Below are 17,239 nucleotides of genomic sequence, written 5' to 3' on the forward strand. Positions count from 1 at the left end.
GTTGACCCTGACCCTCACCCCCTAGGGGATGGTGGTGCTAGCCCCACCCCTGGGCGGACGATCAGGTCACGGCGAGGCGATCGTCGCGATGATGGCGATGATCACGAAGATGGCGAAGAACGAGCCGAAGACCAGCAGCATCTTCTTCTGGCCGTTCTGGGGATTCGGATCGAGCACTGGCATACGGCAAGTCTCGCACCAGTCCCCTGTGACGCCTCCCCCGGGGTGAGGCCAGAGGCTCCCGCGCCCGGTCAGCGGGCGGCCTCGGACGCCGCCGTGCGGCCGGATCGGGCCGCCTCGTCCCCCACCGTGCGGCCCGATCAGCGGGCCGCCTCGTCCTCCACCGTGCGGTTGCGTCCGGCGAGGACGCCCACCACCATCTGCGGCACCATGAGGGCCGCCATCAGGGCGATCGGCAGACCCCAGCCGCCGCTGCTCTGGTAGAGGACACCCACCAGGAGCGGGCCCGGGATGGAGATCAGGTAGCCGGTGCTCTGTGCGAAGGCCGACAGCTGGGCGACGCCGGGACCGGTCCGGGCCCGCATCCCGACCATCGTGAGGGCGAGCGGGAAGGCGCAGTTGGCGACGCCGAGCAGCACGGCCCAGGCCCAGGAGCCGCCGGCCGGCGCGAAGTACAGGCCCGCGTACCCCGCCAGACCGCAGACACCGAGCACCAGGACGATCGGCCCCTGGTGCGGCAGCCGGGTGGCGACTCGCGGGATGACGAAGGCCAGCGGCACGCCCATGACCATCGTGACGGCGAGCAGCAGTCCCGCCGTGCCCGCGGGGACGCCCGCGTCCCGGAAGATCTGCGCCATCCAGCCCATGGTGATGTAGGCGGCGGTGGCCTGGAGGCCGAAGAAGACGGCGAGCGCCCAGGCGGTACGGCTGCGGGTGATCCGTATCGCGGCCGGTGCCTCCTCGCGCGAGGGTTCGGCCGCGGCTCGCGGTGCCGCGGATGATCCGGTGCCCCGGTCCCGTACGAGCGGAATCCACGGCAGCACGGCCGTCGCCGCCAGGACGGCCCACACCGCGAGCCCGGAACGCCAGCTGCCGCCCAGCGCCTCGGTCACCGGCACGGTCACGGCCGCCGCCGACGCCGTGCCGAGCGCGAGGGCCATCGAGTAGAGGCCGGTCATGGAGCCGACCCGGTCCGGGAACCAGCGCTTGACGATGACGGGCATCAGGACGTTGCTGACCGCGATGCCCATGAGGGCGAGGGCGCTGGCGGCCAGGAATCCGGCCGTGCCGCCCGCGTACGGCCGGATGAGCAGGCCCGCGGCGATGGCCGCCATGCCCGCGCACACCACCGCGCCCGGCCCGAAGCGGCGGGCCAGCCGCGGGGCCATGACGCCGAAGACGGCGAAACACAGCGGAGGTACGGAGGTGAGGAGTCCGGCCACGCCGCCGCTCATGCCGAGTCCGTCGCGGACCTCTTCGAGGAGCGCGCCGAGACTGGTGATGGCGGGGCGCAGGTTCAGGGCGGAGAGCACGATGCCGACGACGACCAGGCGAGTAGCCCACGCGCGCGAGGTGTCGCCGACGGGTGCGGCGGCTTTCTGGAAGTCGCTCGGGGCCGACCCGCGTGGACCTGGTACGCGGGGCGGATGGCTGACGTTCGGGGCCTTCGTCGTCCGGGTTTCCTCGCTTGGCATGTGGCCCATCATAGAATCATAGGATGATTGGTTGTCCACTCCCGGGTCGCTTCTGTCGGCCCCGCCCGTGCGAAGGTGTTGTGCCATGCCCCTGAGCCATCCCCGCCGGTCGGCACTGTCCGAGCAGGTCATCGCCGCGCTGCGGCACCAGATCACGTCGGGCGAGTGGCCGGTCGGCTCGCGGATCCCGACGGAGCCGGAGCTGGTCGAGCAGCTCGGGGTCGCCCGCAACACGGTCCGCGAGGCCGTCCGCGCGCTCGCGCACAACGGCCTGCTGGACATCCGTCAGGGCTCGGGCACCTATGTCGTGGCGACCAGCGAGCTGGCGGGGGTGATGCACCGCCGCTTCGCGGACGCCGACCCCCGGCACATCGCCGAGCTGCGCTCCACGCTGGAGTCGTCGGCCGCGCGGCTCGCCGCCGAACGGCGCACCGAGAAGGACCTCAAGCAGCTCGACGCGCTCCTGGTGCGACGCGAGGAGGCCTGGGACTCCGGCGACACGGAGGCGTTCGTGACGGCGGACGCGACCTTCCACCTGGCGGTGGTGGCCGCCTCCCACAACGACGTGATGTCCGCGATGTACGCCGATCTGGGCGAGGTGCTGCGGGACTGGCTGCGTGAGGACGTCGGCGCGGAGCTGACGCCTCAGGCGCACATGGACCACGCACGGCTGGTCGACGCGATCCGCGCGGGTGACGCGCCCGCGGCGGCTGCGGAGGCCGCGAGCTATCCGTTCCTGTGCCGCCCGGGCCGGTTCAGCGCTCCGGCCGGTCCTGCGGCTGCCGGGGCTCCCGGCGGTGGCTGACCCACACCCTCCGGACCTCCTTCCAGCAGCGGCCGGTCAGCCGCACGGTCTGGGCGGGCCCTGCCGCGACCTCGGCGCCGTCACCGTCGATGTCCCACCAGCGGTCGCATTCGATGTGCAGGCTGACGAAATCGACCGGCACATAGGGGTTGTGGCAGTAGGCGGTCACCCGGGAGCCGGTGATCCGGCTGCGGCAGGTGGCGCCGAACGGCTCCGGGACCGCGCCCTTCCGTACCTGCACACGCGCGTGCCGCACCGCTTCGTACGGCGTGGCGTCGTACGGCATCGCGTCGTACGACAGGGACAGCACGAGACAGACCGCGACGGTCAGTGGGGCCAGGCTTCGGGACAGGCACACAAGGGGACCTCCTCGGCCGGGCTGGGGAGGGGGGCGTGTGGTGAACGCCTACTCCAGAGTGCGCGGTCGTGGCCGCTGTGCGCCCGGTCGAGGGGGCCGAACGGCTGATGGGTGCGGGCCCGCGTCCGGAAGGACAGCGAGCCCGCACCCATCAAGCGTGTCGCGGCGGTGGTGTCACGCGCCGACAGCGTGCAGTCCGCCGTCCACGTGGACGATCTCGCCCGTGGTCTTCGGGAACCAGTCGCTCAGCAGCGCGACGACGCCCTTGCCGGCCGGCTCGGGGTCCTTGAGGTCCCACTCCAGCGGGGCGCGGTTGTCCCACACGGAGGCCAGCTCGGCGAAGCCCGGGATGGACTTGGCGGCCATCGAGCCGAGCGGGCCCGCGGAGACGAGGTTGCAGCGGATGTTCTGCTTGCCCAGGTCGCGCGCCATGTAGCGGCTGGTGGCCTCCAGGGCGGCCTTGGCGGGGCCCATCCAGTCGTACTGCGGCCAGGCGTACTGCGCGTCGAAGGTGAGGCCGACGACGGAGCCGCCGTTCTGCATGAGCGGCAGGCAGGCCATGGTCAGCGACTTCAGGGAGTACGCCGAGACGTGCATGGCCGTGGCGACCGACTCGAACGGCGTGTTGAGGAAGTTGCCGCCGAGCGCGTCCTGCGGCGCGAAGCCGATGGAGTGGACGACGCCGTCGAGCCCGCCGAGCTCCTCACCGACGATGTCGGCGAGCCGGCCGAGGTGCTCGTCGTTGGTGACGTCGAGCTCGATGACCTTGGTGGGCTTCGGCAGCTTCTTCGCGATGCGCTCGGTCAGCGTGGGCCGCGGGAACGCGGTCAGGATGACCTCGGCGCCCTGCTCCTGGGCCAGCCTTGCGGTGTGGAAGGCGATGGATGCCTCCGTCAGCACACCGGTGATCAGGACGCGCTTGCCCTCGAGGATTCCGCTCATGGTGATCAGTGACCCATTCCCAGTCCGCCGTCAACGGGGATGACGGCTCCAGTGATGTACGAGGCTTCGTCCGAGGCGAGGAACCGCACCGCCGCGGCGATTTCCTCCGGCTGCGCGTACCGGCCGAGCGGCACCTGCGACACGATGCCGGCGCGCTGCTCTTCGGTGAGGGTCTTCGTCATGTCGGTGTCGACGAAGCCGGGTGCGACGACGTTGAAGGTGAGGTTGCGGGAGCCCAGCTCACGGGCGAGGGAGCGGGCGAAGCCGACCAGGGCGGCCTTGGAGGCGGCGTAGTTCGCCTGCCCCGGGGAGCCGTAGAGCCCGACCACCGAGGAGATCAGTACGACACGGCCCTTCTTGGCGCGCAGCATGGCGCGGTTGGCGCGCTTGACCACGCGGAAGGTGCCCGTGAGGTTGGTGTCGATGACCGAGGTGAAGTCCTCCTCGGACATCCGCATCAGGAGCTGGTCCTTGGTGATGCCGGCGTTGGCGATCAGGACCTCGACCGGGCCCTGCTCGGCCTCGATCTCCTTGTAGGCCTGCTCCACCTGCTCGGAGTCGGTGATGTCGCACTTGACGGCGAGGCAGCCAAGTTCCGTCAGGGCGGCCGGCGGCTCGCCCGAGCGGTACGTGATGGCGACCTTGTCGCCGGCGTCGGCGAACGCGCGGGCGATGGCGAGGCCGATGCCCCGGTTGCCTCCGGTGACGAGAACCGAGCGGCTCAACGGATCACCCTTTCGATAGCGGTCGGACACACCCGCCCGGACACCTGGATGACAGGCGGCTTCTCCCCGAAAACCTATCGGTCGCGGCCCGCGCGCGGACAATCGGGCGCCCACAGTGGCTTACCGGCCGCGCTGTCGGGTCCCTACAGAAACCTGCGGCTGCCGGTCGGAAACGTATGGTCCGCGGGCGGGACGGCACGACATGATCGGAGCGACCACGGACCACGACCACGGACCACGATCACGACCATCACGTCGACAGAAAGAGACGCAGGTGCCTCATAGCATCGACGAAGCCTTCACGGCACTCCCTCTACGCGCCCTCGCCGACGCCGCCCTCGCCCGCGCCCGCGCCCTCGGCGCGCAGCACGCGGACTTCCGGTTCGAGCGGGTGCGCAGCGCGTCCTGGCGGCTGCGGGACGCCAAGCCCTCCGGATCGTCGGACACCACCGACCTCGGGTACGCGGTGCGGGTGGTGCACGGCGGCAGCTGGGGGTTCGCGTCCGGGGTGGATCTGAGCCTCGACGCCGCCGCCAAGGTCGCGTCGCAGGCCGTGCAGATGGCCAAGCTGGCCGCGCAGGTGATCAAGGCGGCCGGGTCGGACGAGAGGGTGGAGCTGGCCGACGAGCCCGTGCACGCCGAGAAGACGTGGGTCTCGTCGTACGAGATCGACCCGTTCACCGTGCCCGACGAGGAGAAGTCGGGTCTGCTGGCCGACTGGAGCGCGCGGCTGCTGGCGGCGAACGGGGTGGACCATGTCGACGCCTCGCTGCTCACCGTGCACGAGAACAAGTTCTACGCCGACACGGCCGGGACCGTGACCACGCAGCAGCGCGTCCGGCTGCACCCGCAGCTGACCGCCGTGTCGGTGGACGAGTCGAGCGGCGAGTTCGACTCCATGCGGACCATCGCACCGCCGGTGGGACGTGGCTGGGAGTACCTCACGGGCACCGGCTGGGACTGGGAGAGCGAACTCGACCAGATTCCCGAGCTGCTCGCCGAGAAGATGCGCGCGCCGAGCGTCGAGGCAGGGCTGTACGACCTGGTCGTCGACCCGTCCAACCTGTGGCTGACCATCCACGAGTCCATCGGACACGCGACGGAACTCGACCGTGCGCTGGGCTATGAGGCCGCCTACGCCGGCACCTCCTTCGCGACCTTCGACCAGTTGGGCAAGCTGCGCTACGGCTCCGAGCTGATGAACGTGACCGGCGACCGCACCGCCGAGCACGGCCTGGCGACCATCGGGTACGACGACGAGGGCGTGGAGGGCCAGAGCTGGGACCTGGTGAAGGACGGCACGCTCGTCGGCTACCAGCTGGACCGGCGGATCGCGAGGCTGACCGGGTTCGACCGGTCCAACGGATGCGCGTTCGCGGACTCCCCCGGGCACGTGCCCGTGCAGCGGATGGCCAACGTGTCGCTCCAGCCCGACCCGGCCGGGATGGCCACGGAGGATCTCATCGGAGGCGTGGACCGCGGGATCTACGTCGTCGGTGACCGGTCCTGGTCGATCGACATGCAGCGCTACAACTTCCAGTTCACCGGGCAGCGGTTCTTCAAGATCGAGAACGGGCGGATCACCGGACAGCTGCGGGACGTCGCCTACCAGGCGACGACCACCGACTTCTGGGGTTCTATGGCCGCGGTGGGCGGGCCGCAGACGTATGTGCTGGGCGGCGCCTTCAACTGCGGCAAGGCCCAGCCGGGGCAGGTCGCGGCGGTCTCGCACGGCTGCCCGTCGGCTCTCTTCAAGGGCGTCAACATCCTCAACACGACTCAGGAGGCCGGTCGATGAACGTCAACTCCAGGATCTGCCGGGGGTCCGGGGGTTGTCCCCCGGGACAGCACGGTCTCAACACGACTCAGGAGGCCGGTCGATGAGCCCTCGTGTGCCCAACGGAACCACATCGTCGGCGGACAAGCCGCACGAGATCGTCGAGCGGGCCCTCGAACTGTCCCGGGCCGACGGCTGTGTGGTGATCGCCGACGAGCGGTCGACCGCGAACCTGCGCTGGGCGGGCAACGCGCTCACCACCAACGGTGTCACGCGCGGACGCACCCTCACCGTCATCGCGACCGTCGACGGTCAGGAGGGCACCGCCTCCGGGGTGGTGTCGCGGTCCGCCGTGACCGCGGCGGAACTCGAGCCCCTGGTGCGGGCCGCCGAGGCCGCCGCGCGCGGTGCCGGGCCCGCCGAGGACGCACGGCCGCTGGTCACCGGCGTACCGGAGTCCCCCGACTTCCAGGACGCGCCCGGCGAGACCTCGTCGGCCGTGTTCGCCGACTTCGCGCCGGCGCTCGGTGAGGCGTTCGCTCGGGCCCGGGCCGGCGGCCGCGAGTTGTACGGCTTCGCCAACCACGAACTGGTCTCCAGCTACCTCGGCACCTCCACCGGACTGCGGCTGCGGCACGACCAGCCCAACGGCACGCTGGAGCTGAACGCCAAGTCGCCGGACCGGACACGGTCGGCGTGGGCGGGGCGCTCCACCCGGGACTTCAAGGACGTCGACCCGGCGGCGCTGGACGCCGAACTCGCCGTCCGCCTCGGCTGGGCGGAGCGGCGGATCGAGTTGCCCGCCGGACGATACGAGACGCTGCTGCCGCCGACCGCCGTGGCGGACCTGCTGATCTACCAGATGTGGTCGGGGTCCGGCCGGGACGCGGTCGAGGGGCGCACGGTGTTCTCCCAGCCCGGCGGCGGCACCCGCGTGGGCGAGAAGCTGACCGAGCTGCCGCTGACGCTGCGCAGTGATCCGAACGAGCCGGGTCTGGAGTCCGCGCCCTTCGTGCTCGCGCACACCTCCGGCGGCGACCAGTCGGTCTTCGACAACGGTCTGCCCCTCACGGCCACCGAGTGGGTGCGCCGGGGAGAGCTGAGCAACCTGCTGACCAGCCGGCACAGCGCTGAGCTGACCGGTCTGCCGGTCGCGCCGGGGATCGACAACCTCATCCTCGACGGGGGCGAGGACCGCTCCCTGGAGGAGATGGTCGCGAACACCGAGCGCGGGCTGCTGCTGACCTGCCTCTGGTACATCCGCGAGGTCGACCCGGCGACGCTGCTGCTCACCGGCCTGACCCGGGACGGCGTGTATCTCGTGGAGAACGGCGAGGTGAGCGGCGAGGTCAACAACTTCCGGTTCAACGAGTCCCCGGTCGATCTGCTGGGCCGGGCCGCCGAGGCCGGGCGCACCGAGAAGACCCTGCCGAGGGAGTGGAGCGACTGGTTCACCAGGGCCGCGATGCCCGCGCTGCGGATCCCCGATTTCAATATGAGCTCTGTCAGTCAGGGCGTATAACCTCGTAGGCGGCTGTCACCCGACGGCCCGAAGGTCATCCAAGGAGATACGAGAACCGTGACGGACATCGTCGACGAGCTGAAGTGGCGTGGGCTGTGGGCCCTGTCCACTGACGAGGACGCTTTGCGCAAGGCGCTCGCGGACGGTCCCGTCACGTTCTATTGCGGTTTCGACCCGACCGCGGCCAGTCTCCACGTCGGCCACCTGGTGCAGGTGCTCACCATGCGCCGGCTCCAGCAGGCGGGTCTGCGTCCGCTGGCCCTGGTGGGCGGGGCGACCGGCCAGATCGGCGACCCCCGCCCCACGGCCGAGCGCACGCTGAACGACCCGGAGACGGTCGCGAACTGGGTGAGCAGGCTGCGCGGGCAGATCGAGCCGTTCCTGTCCTTCGAGGGCGAGAACGCCGCGGTGATGGTGAACAACCTGGACTGGACGGCCGGCCTGTCCGCGATCGAGTTCCTCCGTGACATCGGCAAACACTTCCGCGTCAACAAGATGCTCACCAAGGACTCGGTCGCCCGGCGCCTGGAGTCCCAGGAGGGCATCAGCTACACGGAGTTCAGCTACCAGCTGCTCCAGGGCATGGACTTCCTGGAGCTGTACCGCCGCTACGGCTGCACGCTCCAGCAGGGCGGCAGCGACCAGTGGGGCAACCTCACGGCGGGGCTCGACCTGATCCACAAGCTGGAGCCCGAGGCCGAGGCGCACTGCCTGGCGACGCCCCTGATGGTCAAGGCGGACGGCACCAAGTTCGGCAAGACCGAGGGCGGCGCCGTCTGGCTCGACCCGGAGATGACGACGCCGTACGCGTTCTACCAGTTCTGGCTGAACGTGGACGACCGGGACATCTCGACGTACATGCGGATCCTGTCCTTCCAGTCCCGTGAGGAGCTGGAGGCACTGGAGAAGCAGACCGAGGAGCGTCCGCAGGCTCGCGCCGCTCAGCGCGCGCTGGCCGAGGAGCTGACCACGCTGGTGCACGGCGCCGACCAGACGGCCGCCGTGATCGCCGCGTCCAGGGCCCTTTTCGGTCAGGGCGAGCTGGCGGAGCTCGACGAGAGGACGCTGACCGCGGCCCTCTCCGAGGTGCCGCACATCCAGGTCACCGAGCTCGCTCCGGTCGTCGACCTGTTCGCCGAGGTCGGCCTGGTCGCCAGCAAGTCGGCCGCCCGCCGGACGGTCAAGGAGGGCGGTGCCTACGTGAACAACGCGAAGGTGGCCGCCGAGGACGCCGTCCCCGCCAAGGAGGACCTGCTGCACGGGCGCTGGCTGGTGCTGCGGCGGGGGAAGAAGAACCTCGCCGCCGTTGAGGTCATCGGCGCGTAGAACGCCGTCGGGGCGCGGGTTCACTGGCGACTGCCGCTTCGTCGTGGCTTGTCGCGCAGTTCCCCGCGCCCCTATCGGGCCGCTTCCCTCACGCCTGTTGTTTCCTCTTGCCCAGTGTCGCCATGTACGCCATGTCGCCCAGGGCGACGATGACGACCGCGGCGACGATCTGGAAGAGGTGCCGCCACCAGTCGATGCCGGACGTGGCCTCGACGCCGGCCGCACGGGCGATCGCGTTGCCGACGATCGCTCCGAGGATGCCGCAGATGGTGGTCAGCCAGAGGGGGCTGTGCTGCTTCCCGGGGATGATGGCCTTGGCGATCAGACCCAGCACGAATCCCACGATGATCGCCCACAACCAGCCCATGGCTGCCTCCTCGTACGGCTCGACGTGAGCATTACGCCCAGTGTCGGCCCGACTGCGGTACGCCGCATGTCGGGTGGTGCCGTACGCGATACGGCCGAAGCCGTCCGTCCTGATGGGAGGCGACCCGACCTCGTGGGCTGCGCAGCCGCGGCGTACCGTGGAGGTGTTCGGGCACTGCTCCTCGACCGGGGGCGGGCCGGGCGTCGGGGCGGGGAGGGCCGATGCGGGCGGATGGTGGAATGTGATGCGGAAGCAGCATGGCGGTGGCAACGCCCAGGTGTTCCGGATCACCGGCGCCCGGACGGGGCTCGAGGAGGACGTGCGGGGACGGCAGCGCCGGTACGTCATCTCGATGACGATCCGTACGGTGTCGGTGATCCTCGCGGCGACTCTCTGGAACGTGGAACGGCACGTCGCGATCGTCGCGCTGGTGCTGGGCGCGGTCCTGCCGTACATCGCCGTGGTCGTCGCCAACGCGGGGCGGGAGAACGCGCCGTCGCTGCCGTCCACGTTCGTGACCGTGCCGACGCGGCCGATGATCACACCGCCGAGCACCGATGAGGGGTCCGCGGAACCCGGCGCGGAACCCCGCGCGGAAGACGTCAAGGCGGACTCCGGGCAGGGTGTGCGGAACGAGCCACACGAGCGGGCGTGATCATGGCGCGTCCCCGTCGGGCGCCGCGCAACCGGAAGTCAGTCCCCCACCAAGCTCAAGAAAAGCTCAGATCAATCACGTTGTTCCGGTGCCGGGCGACGGGTTACCCGTGACATACTTCGTAAGCGCTCCGCATCCCCCGTCGGAGCGACAGACCGACGCCGGGCAGCTCCCCCCGTGGCTGCTCGGCGTCGCCTTTTCTGTCCACCGATCGGGTTAGGGTCGGGCTGTGATGGTCCCTGATCCTGATGCGCCGATCTGTTCCGCCAAGGGCTGCCGTGCCGCCGCCCTGTGGGTGCTGGCCTGGAACAACCCGAAGCTCCATCCGCCGGAGCGCCGCAAGACATGGCTGGCGTGCGAGGAGCACCGGGAGCATCTGTCGCAGTTCCTCGGGGTGCGGGGCTTCCTGAAGGACGTGGTGTCCTTCGCGGACTGGACAGCCCGCGAAGGCTCCTAGGGACCTGGTCTCACAACCCAGGTCCCAGGTCCTAGCCGCCGATCGCGGACATCGGCCGGTCCGGCTGGACGAACGTCGGGTCGTCCAGGCCGGCGCCCGCCTTCTTGCCCCACATCGCGAGGCGCCAGATGCGGGCGATCTCCTCGTCGGGGGCGTCCGAGCGCAGGGCCGCGCGCAGGTCGGTCTCCTCACGGGCGAACAGACAGGTGCGTATCTGGCCGTCGGCCGTCAGGCGGGTGCGGTCGCAGGCCGCGCAGAACGGGCGGGTGACGGACGCGATGACACCGACGCGGTGCGGACCGCCGTCCACGATCCAGCGCTCGGCGGGGGCCGAGCCGCGCTCGTCGGAGCCCTCCGCGGTCAGTTCGAAGCGGGTGCGCAGGGAGGCGAGGATGTCTCCGGCGGTGATCATTCCGTCGCGCTTCCAGCCGTGCTGGGCGTCCAGCGGCATCTGCTCGATGAAGCGCAGCTCGTAGTCGTGTTCCACCGCCCAGGCCAGCAGGTCGGGTGCCTCGTCCTCGTTGAGGCCAGGCATCAGGACCGTGTTGACCTTGACCGGGGTCAGGCCCGCGTCGCGGGCGGCTTCCAGGCCCGCGATGACGTCCTGGTGGCGGTTCCTGCGGGTGAGGGTCTTGAAGACGTCCGGTCGCAGGGTGTCCAGGGAGACGTTGACCCGGTCAAGGCCGGCCGCCTTCAGAGCCGGCGCCGTGCGCTGGAGGCCGATGCCGTTGGTGGTGAGGGACATCTGGGGGCGCGGCTCCAGGGCGGCGACCCGCTCGACGATGCCGACCAGGCCCGGGCGGAGCAGTGGTTCGCCGCCGGTGAAGCGGACCTCCTCGATACCGAGGGTGGTGACGGCGATGTCGATCAGGCGGACGATCTCGTCGTCCGTGAGCAGGTCCGGCTTGGCCAGCCACTGCAGGCCCTCCTCGGGCATGCAGTAGGTGCAGCGCAGGTTGCACCGGTCGGTCAGCGAGACCCTCAGATCGGTGGCCGCCCGGCCGTAGGTGTCGATGAGCACGTGGGCCCCCTCCCTCGCGGATCAACAATTTCCCGACACCTGCGAGCCTACGCGACACTACTGACATCGAAAGAGCCCGATTCCCCCGAGGGACGAAGCGGCCGCGTCGCAGGGGCTGCGACGCGGCCGCTCAGGGGGCGGATCGGGGCCGGATCAGTGGGCGCCGGTGCCGGTCAGGGACCGGACCTCCAGCTCGGCGTACTTGGCGGCGTCCGGCTCCTCCTTGGACAGGACCGTGCCGAGCCAGCCCATCAGGAAACCGAACGGGATCGAGATGATGCCCGGGTTCTTCAGCGGGAACCAGGCGAAGTCGACGTCGGGGAACATCGCCTTCGGGTCACCGGAGACGACCGGCGAGAACAGCACCAGGAAGACGGAAACGACCAGGCCGCCGTAGATCGACCACAGGGCGCCCTGGGTGGTGAACCGCTTCCAGAACAGGCTGTAGAGGATCGTCGGCAGGTTGGCGGAGGCCGCGACCGCGAAGGCCAGGGCGACCAGGCCGGCGACGTTCAGGTCGCGCGCGAGGGCGCCCAGGAGGATGGAGACGGCACCGATGCCGATGGTCGCCAGCCGGGCTGCCCTCATCTCCTCCTTCTCGGTGGCCTTGCCCTTCTTGATGACGTTCGCGTAGATGTCGTGGGCGAACGACGAGGACGAGGCCAGTGTCAGGCCGGCGACCACGGCGAGGATCGTCGCGAAGGCCACCGCCGAGATGGTGGCGAGCAGGATCGCGCCCCACGTCGAGTCGACGCCGCCGAGGTGCAGGGCGAGCAGGGGCGCCGCCGTGTTGCCGGACGGGTTGGAGGCGATGATCTCGTCCTGGGAGATCAGCGCCGCGGCACCGAAGCCGAGGGCGATGGTCATCAGGTAGAAGCCGCCGATGATGCCGATGGCCCAGTTCACGGACTTCCGCGCGGCCTTGGCGTTGGGCACCGTGTAGAAGCGGATCAGGATGTGCGGCAGGCCGGCGGTGCCGAGCACCAGGGCGATGCCGAGGGAGATGAAGTCCAGCTTGGTGGTGCCGGTCGCGCCGTACTGGAGGCCCGGCTCCAGGAAGGCCGAGCCCTTGCCGCTGTTCTCGGCCGCCGTGCCCAGCAGGTCGGAGATGTTGAAGTTGAACTTCAGGAGCACCAGGAAGGTGATCAGGATGGTGCCGCCGATGAGCAGCACGGCCTTGACCATCTGGACCCAGGTGGTGCCCTTCATACCGCCGATGGAGACGTACACGATCATCAGGACGCCGACCAGGGCGACGATGCCGATCTTGCCCGCGTCGGAGGTGATGCCGAGCAGCAGCGAGACGAGGACACCCGCGCCCGCCATCTGGGCCAGCAGGTAGAAGATCGAGACGACGATGGTGGAGGTGCCGGCGGCGGTACGGACCGGGCGCTGGCGCATGCGGTACGCGAGCACGTCACCCATGGTGTAGCGGCCGGAGTTGCGCAGCGGTTCCGCGACCAGCAGCAGGGCCACCAGCCAGGCGACCAGGAAGCCGATGGAGTAGAGGAAGCCGTCGTATCCGAACAGGGCGATGGCGCCCGCGATGCCGAGGAAGGACGCGGCGGACATGTAGTCGCCGGAGACCGCGAGGCCGTTCTGGAAGGCGCTGAACTGGCGGCCGCCGGCGTAGAAGTCGGCGGCGTCCTTGGTCTGGCGGCCCGCCCACACGGTGATGACGAGGGTCGCGACGACGAACACGGCGAACAGGGAGATGATCAGTGGCCGGTGCTCGCTTGCCTCACCGGCCGCCAGGGTGATCGCGGGGCTCATGCGCCGCCCTCCATTCGGGTCTTGATGGCCTCGGCCTTGGGGTCGAGCTGCGCGGCGGCGTGCCGCGAGTACCACCAGGCGATGAGGAACGTGGTGAGGAACTGGGCGATGCCGAGGACGAGGGCCACGTTGATGTTGCCGAAGAGCTTGGTGCCCATGAAGTCGCCCGCGTAGTTCGACAGCAGGACGTACAGCAGGTACCAGGCGATGAAGCCGATGGTCAGCGGGAAGGCGAACGAGCGGTGGGAGCGGCGCAGTTCACCGAACTCCGCGCTCTTCTGCACCTCGGTGAACTCCTCGGGTGAGGGGAGTTTGTGTGTCTCTTTCGAGGGTGGCGGTGCGTCGGTGGCCACGGAGTCTCCTCGCGTTGCGGATGCGGTTGTGACGGGGATCGGGGGCGCGTGTCCTCGCGCTCCCTGTCCAAGGTCACGGCGGCGCGCAAGGACCGGTTCAACAACGAGGCCGTCTTTGTGAAGTCACCTCAGGTAAGTCATTGCTGGCCAGCGACTTCGGAAGATAGCTTCGGGCCAGCACCACCCGTCATGTACCTGCCCGAGCACCACCTGTGCCTCGGGCCGGTCCCGTTTCCGGTCCTGTTGCCGGATGCGTTCCCGGATGAAGTGGAGACCCCATGCCTCATCTGCGTTCCAGACGCCGTCTCGCCCTCGCCGTCCCTCTCGTCCTCTCGCTGACGGCCTCGCTCGGCTTCCTGCCCGCGGCGGCGTCGGCCGCGCCCAGTGTGGAGAGTTCGGCCCGCGCGACGGACGCGCCCGCCTTGGCGTATGTCGTCAACACCAGGCTGGACCACCGCACGATCGCGTCGGTGCAGAAGGCCGTCACGGCGGCCGGCGGCACCGTCGTGACCACGTACGAGAAGATCGGCGTGATCGTCGCCCACTCGTCGAACCCCGCCTTCGGCAAGGAGATACGGGCCGTTCGCGGGGTGCAGTCGGCGGGCGCCACCCGGACCACGCCGCTGACCGCGGCGGGGACGACGGACGAGGGCGCGGCCCGGTTCCTGACGAAGGAGCAGGCGGCGAAGGTGGCGAGCGCCTCCGCCCGCACGCCGGACAGCGAGCCGCTCGAGGCCGACCAGTGGGACCTGCGCGCGATCGGCGCCGACCGGGCCGCGAAGATCAACCCGGGCAGCCGCAAGGTGACCGTCGCCGTGATCGACACCGGCGTCGACGACACCCACCCCGACCTCGCCCCGAACTTCTCCGCCGGCCAGTCGGCCAACTGCGTCGGCGGCGTCGCGGACACCAGCGCCGGTGCCTGGCGCCCCTACACCGCGGAGGACTACCACGGCACGCACGTGGCCGGTGAGATCGCCGCGGCCCGCAACGGCATCGGCGTCGCCGGAGTGGCGCCCGGGGTCAAGGTCGCCGGCATCAAGGTGAGCGACCCGGACAACGGCCTCTTCTACCCCGAGAGCGTGGTGTGCGCCTTCGTGTTCGCCGCCGACCACGGCGTGGAGATCACGAACAACAGCTACTACGTTGATCCGTGGATGTACAACTGCATGGACGATCCAGACCAGAAGGCCATCGTCGACGCGGTCAACAGGGCGCAGCTGTACGCCCAGAAGAAGGGCACGCTCAACCTGGCGTCGGCGGGCAACTCCAACCACGACCTGGACTCCGACGCGATCCTCGACGACACCAGCCCCGACGACTCCACGCCGGTCGAGCGGACCATCGACCCGCACGAGTGCTTCGACGTGCCGACGCAGTTGCCGGGTGTCGTCACCGTCAGCGCTACGGGCGTACAGAACCTCAAGTCGTACTACTCCTCGTACGGCAAGGGTGTCGTGGACGTCGCGGCGCCGGGCGGTGACCGGAAGTACCAGCTGCCGGACACCCCGTCGAAGGACGGCCGCATCCTGTCGACGATGCCGAACGGCGAGTACGCCTTCCTGCAGGGCACGTCGATGGCCTCGCCGCACGCCGCCGGTGTCGCCGCGCTGCTGAAGTCGAAGTATCCGCACGCCACCCCGGCCGTACTGCGGGCGCTGCTCAAGGCGCAGGCGGACAACCCCGGTTGCCCGGCCTCCTACGACCAGGACGGCGACGGAACGCAGGACGCGGTGTGCGAGGGCGGCAAGCACGTCAACGGCTTCTACGGGTCCGGCATCGTCAACGCGCTGCGCGCGGTGAAGTAGCCCGCTGCCCCATGGCATCCCTTTCCCCTGACGTCCCTTCGCCGGGGCGTCCCCGCCGCTTCGGACATCCCGAACGGCTCGCTCGTACCGCCAACGAACTGGAGACCCTGACACCATGACCGCGCCTCACCCGCGTTACCGCCGAGCGCTCACCGTCCCGCTCGGCATGGCCATGGCCACAGCGGTGGCGTTCCTGCCCAACACCGCGGCCGCGGCCGACGCGCCCGTCGCCGATGTCACCGGCGCCGTGAACGACGTCCTCGCCTCGGTCACGGGGGCGGACGCGTCCGCGCTCAGCTACGTCGTCAACGTCCGCCCCGGGCACGGGCCTTCGGCGCAGGTGAAGAAGGCTGTCGCCGAGGCCGGCGGCACGATCGTGACGTCGTACGACCAGATAGGCGTGGTCGTCGTCCACTCGTCGAACCCGGACTTCGCCAAGACGGTCCGCAAGGTGCGGGGGGTCGACTCGGTCGGCAACACGCGCAACGCTCCGCTGCCCGCGCAGTCGACGACCGACCTGGGGACGCCGAAGACGCTCAGCGCGACGGAGGTCGCCGCCGCGGAGGCCAAGTCCGCCGCCGGGCAGGACCCGCTGGAGTCCCAGCAGTGGGACCTGGCGGCCATCAAGGCGGACAAGGCGCACGAGAAGTCGCTGGGCAGCCGCAAGGTGACGGTCGGCGTGATCGACACCGGCGTCGACGACACCCACCCCGACATCGCGCCGAACTTCGACCGGGCCGCGTCGGTCAACTGTGTGACGGGCAAGCCGGACACGACCGACGGGGCGTGGCGGCCGAGCTCGGCGGAGAGCCCGCACGGCACGCACGTGGCCGGTGAGATCGCGGCCGCGAAGAACGGCGTCGGCATGACCGGCGTGGCGCCCGGGGTGAAGGTCTCCGGCATCAAGGTGTCCACCACCGACGGCTACTTCTACACGGAGGCCGTGGTCTGCGGCTTCATGTGGGCGGCGACGCACGGCGTGGACGTCACCAACAACAGCTATTACACCGACCCCTGGTACTTCAACTGCACCGACGACCCGGACCAGAAGGCGCTGGTGGAGGCCGTCTCGCGGGCCTCGCGGTACGCGGAGAAGAAGGGCACGGTCAATGTCGCCGCGGCCGGCAACGAGAACTACGACCTCGCGGCCGACGAGATCACCGACCCGTCCTCGCCGAACGACGGCACGCCCTCGGACCGGGTGGTCGACCCGTCGAAGTGCCTTGACATCCCGACCCAGTTGCCGGGTGTGGTGACGGTCGCGGCGACCGGTGCGAAGGGCATCAAGTCGTCCTTCTCCAACCACGGTCTGGGGATCATCGACGTGGCCGCTCCCGGCGGCGACTCGACGGCCTACCAGAAGCCTGAGGCGCCCGCGACGGACGGCAGGATCCTGGGCACGCTGCCCGGCGGCAAGTGGGGCTACATGGCGGGTACGTCGATGGCGAGCCCGCACGTGGCGGCCGTCGCCGCGTTGATCAAGTCGACGCACCCGCACGCCTCTCCGGCCCTGGTGAAGGCCCTGCTGTACGCCGAGGCGGACGCGACGCCGTGCACGAAGCCGTACGACATCAACGGGGACGGCAAGGTCGACGCGGTGTGCGAGGGATCGAAGAACCGCAACAGCTTCTACGGCTGGGGCGTGGTGGACGCGCTGGACGCGGTGACCAGGTAGGTTCATATATTGATCGAGTC

The 17,239-nt window shown here is 70.0% G+C and carries 17 protein-coding genes; 8 read left to right on the forward strand and 9 right to left on the reverse strand.

Annotated elements, in window-relative coordinates; translation table 11 throughout:
- Positions 1 to 66 precede the first annotated feature (66 nt).
- Together ABZ027_RS34565 and ABZ027_RS34570 are read right to left on the reverse strand one after the other, a co-directional pair.
- Positions 67 to 183 carry an SGM_5486 family transporter-associated protein gene (locus ABZ027_RS34565; RefSeq protein ID WP_086023195.1) on the reverse strand — a complete coding sequence of 39 codons (117 nt, stop codon included), beginning with the start codon at positions 181 to 183 and terminating at the stop codon, positions 67 to 69.
- A 137-nt stretch (positions 184 to 320) separates the two neighbouring features.
- Positions 321 to 1,667 (reverse strand): CynX/NimT family MFS transporter, encoded by a 1,347-nt coding sequence (locus ABZ027_RS34570; protein WP_356775367.1) that lies wholly within the window; start codon positions 1,665 to 1,667, stop codon positions 321 to 323.
- 73 nt (positions 1,668 to 1,740) lie between these two features.
- Between ABZ027_RS34570 and ABZ027_RS34575 the strand changes: the two genes are divergently transcribed.
- Entirely contained in the window at positions 1,741 to 2,460 is a 720-nt protein-coding gene (locus tag ABZ027_RS34575; RefSeq protein WP_356775369.1) for a FadR/GntR family transcriptional regulator, read from the forward strand.
- On the opposite strand, the gene ABZ027_RS34580 is transcribed toward ABZ027_RS34575, so the two are convergent.
- The 3 genes from ABZ027_RS34580 to fabG form a co-directional block, all read right to left on the reverse strand.
- Positions 2,411 to 2,818 carry a hypothetical protein gene (locus ABZ027_RS34580; protein ID WP_356775371.1) on the reverse strand — a complete coding sequence of 136 codons (408 nt, stop codon included), beginning with the start codon at positions 2,816 to 2,818 and terminating at the stop codon, positions 2,411 to 2,413. The two genes, ABZ027_RS34575 and ABZ027_RS34580, sit on opposite strands and share 50 nt — an antisense overlap.
- A gap of 174 nt (positions 2,819 to 2,992) precedes the next feature.
- Positions 2,993 to 3,760 (reverse strand): enoyl-ACP reductase FabI, encoded by a 768-nt coding sequence (gene fabI, locus ABZ027_RS34585; RefSeq protein ID WP_356775373.1) that lies wholly within the window; start codon positions 3,758 to 3,760, stop codon positions 2,993 to 2,995.
- Positions 3,761 to 3,765: 5 nt separating this feature from the next.
- The gene (gene fabG / locus ABZ027_RS34590; RefSeq protein WP_356775375.1) at positions 3,766 to 4,485 is read right to left on the reverse strand and encodes a 3-oxoacyl-[acyl-carrier-protein] reductase; all 720 of its coding nucleotides are present in this window, start codon (positions 4,483 to 4,485) and stop codon (positions 3,766 to 3,768) included.
- A gap of 274 nt (positions 4,486 to 4,759) precedes the next feature.
- Here fabG and ABZ027_RS34595 point away from each other — a divergent pair, with 274 nt between their 5' ends.
- From ABZ027_RS34595 to tyrS, 3 genes are all read left to right on the forward strand, one after another.
- A complete protein-coding gene (locus ABZ027_RS34595; RefSeq protein ID WP_356775377.1) occupies positions 4,760 to 6,283 on the forward strand; it encodes a TldD/PmbA family protein in 1,524 nt (507 codons plus the stop codon).
- A gap of 82 nt (positions 6,284 to 6,365) precedes the next feature.
- The gene (locus tag ABZ027_RS34600; RefSeq protein WP_356775379.1) at positions 6,366 to 7,784 is read left to right on the forward strand and encodes a metallopeptidase TldD-related protein; all 1,419 of its coding nucleotides are present in this window, start codon (positions 6,366 to 6,368) and stop codon (positions 7,782 to 7,784) included.
- Positions 7,785 to 7,841: 57 nt separating this feature from the next.
- Positions 7,842 to 9,110 carry a tyrosine--tRNA ligase gene (tyrS, locus tag ABZ027_RS34605; RefSeq protein WP_356775381.1) on the forward strand — a complete coding sequence of 423 codons (1,269 nt, stop codon included), beginning with the start codon at positions 7,842 to 7,844 and terminating at the stop codon, positions 9,108 to 9,110.
- An 88-nt stretch (positions 9,111 to 9,198) separates the two neighbouring features.
- On the opposite strand, the gene ABZ027_RS34610 is transcribed toward tyrS, so the two are convergent.
- The gene (locus ABZ027_RS34610) at positions 9,199 to 9,477 is read right to left on the reverse strand and encodes a GlsB/YeaQ/YmgE family stress response membrane protein (protein ID WP_356775383.1); all 279 of its coding nucleotides are present in this window, start codon (positions 9,475 to 9,477) and stop codon (positions 9,199 to 9,201) included.
- Positions 9,478 to 9,721: 244 nt separating this feature from the next.
- Here ABZ027_RS34610 and ABZ027_RS34615 point away from each other — a divergent pair, with 244 nt between their 5' ends.
- On the forward strand, positions 9,722 to 10,132 hold the full coding sequence (locus ABZ027_RS34615; protein WP_356775385.1) for a DUF3099 domain-containing protein: 411 nt from the start codon (positions 9,722 to 9,724) through the stop codon (positions 10,130 to 10,132).
- A 232-nt stretch (positions 10,133 to 10,364) separates the two neighbouring features.
- Positions 10,365 to 10,589, forward strand: a complete 225-nt coding sequence (locus ABZ027_RS34620) for a hypothetical protein (protein WP_356775441.1) — start codon at positions 10,365 to 10,367, stop codon at positions 10,587 to 10,589.
- Between the two features lie 31 nt (positions 10,590 to 10,620).
- Here ABZ027_RS34620 and moaA read toward each other — a convergent pair whose 3' ends face one another.
- The 3 genes from moaA to ABZ027_RS34635 form a co-directional block, all read right to left on the reverse strand.
- Positions 10,621 to 11,610 carry a GTP 3',8-cyclase MoaA gene (gene moaA, locus ABZ027_RS34625; protein ID WP_356775387.1) on the reverse strand — a complete coding sequence of 330 codons (990 nt, stop codon included), beginning with the start codon at positions 11,608 to 11,610 and terminating at the stop codon, positions 10,621 to 10,623.
- Between the two features lie 153 nt (positions 11,611 to 11,763).
- A complete protein-coding gene (locus tag ABZ027_RS34630; RefSeq protein ID WP_356775389.1) occupies positions 11,764 to 13,383 on the reverse strand; it encodes a cation acetate symporter in 1,620 nt (539 codons plus the stop codon).
- The gene (locus ABZ027_RS34635; protein WP_356775391.1) at positions 13,380 to 13,736 is read right to left on the reverse strand and encodes a DUF485 domain-containing protein; all 357 of its coding nucleotides are present in this window, start codon (positions 13,734 to 13,736) and stop codon (positions 13,380 to 13,382) included. The genes ABZ027_RS34630 and ABZ027_RS34635 overlap by 4 nt, the downstream gene beginning before the upstream one ends.
- 278 nt (positions 13,737 to 14,014) lie before the next feature.
- Here ABZ027_RS34635 and ABZ027_RS34640 point away from each other — a divergent pair, with 278 nt between their 5' ends.
- On the forward strand, positions 14,015 to 15,544 hold the full coding sequence (locus tag ABZ027_RS34640) for a S8 family serine peptidase (protein WP_356775393.1): 1,530 nt from the start codon (positions 14,015 to 14,017) through the stop codon (positions 15,542 to 15,544).
- A gap of 115 nt (positions 15,545 to 15,659) precedes the next feature.
- Positions 15,660 to 17,219 (forward strand): S8 family serine peptidase, encoded by a 1,560-nt coding sequence (locus ABZ027_RS34645; protein WP_356775395.1) that lies wholly within the window; start codon positions 15,660 to 15,662, stop codon positions 17,217 to 17,219.
- The last annotated feature ends 20 nt before the right edge of the window (positions 17,220 to 17,239 follow it).

The organism is Streptomyces sp. NPDC006332, assembly GCF_040612855.1.
Lineage (GTDB): Bacteria > Actinomycetota > Actinomycetes > Streptomycetales > Streptomycetaceae > Streptomyces.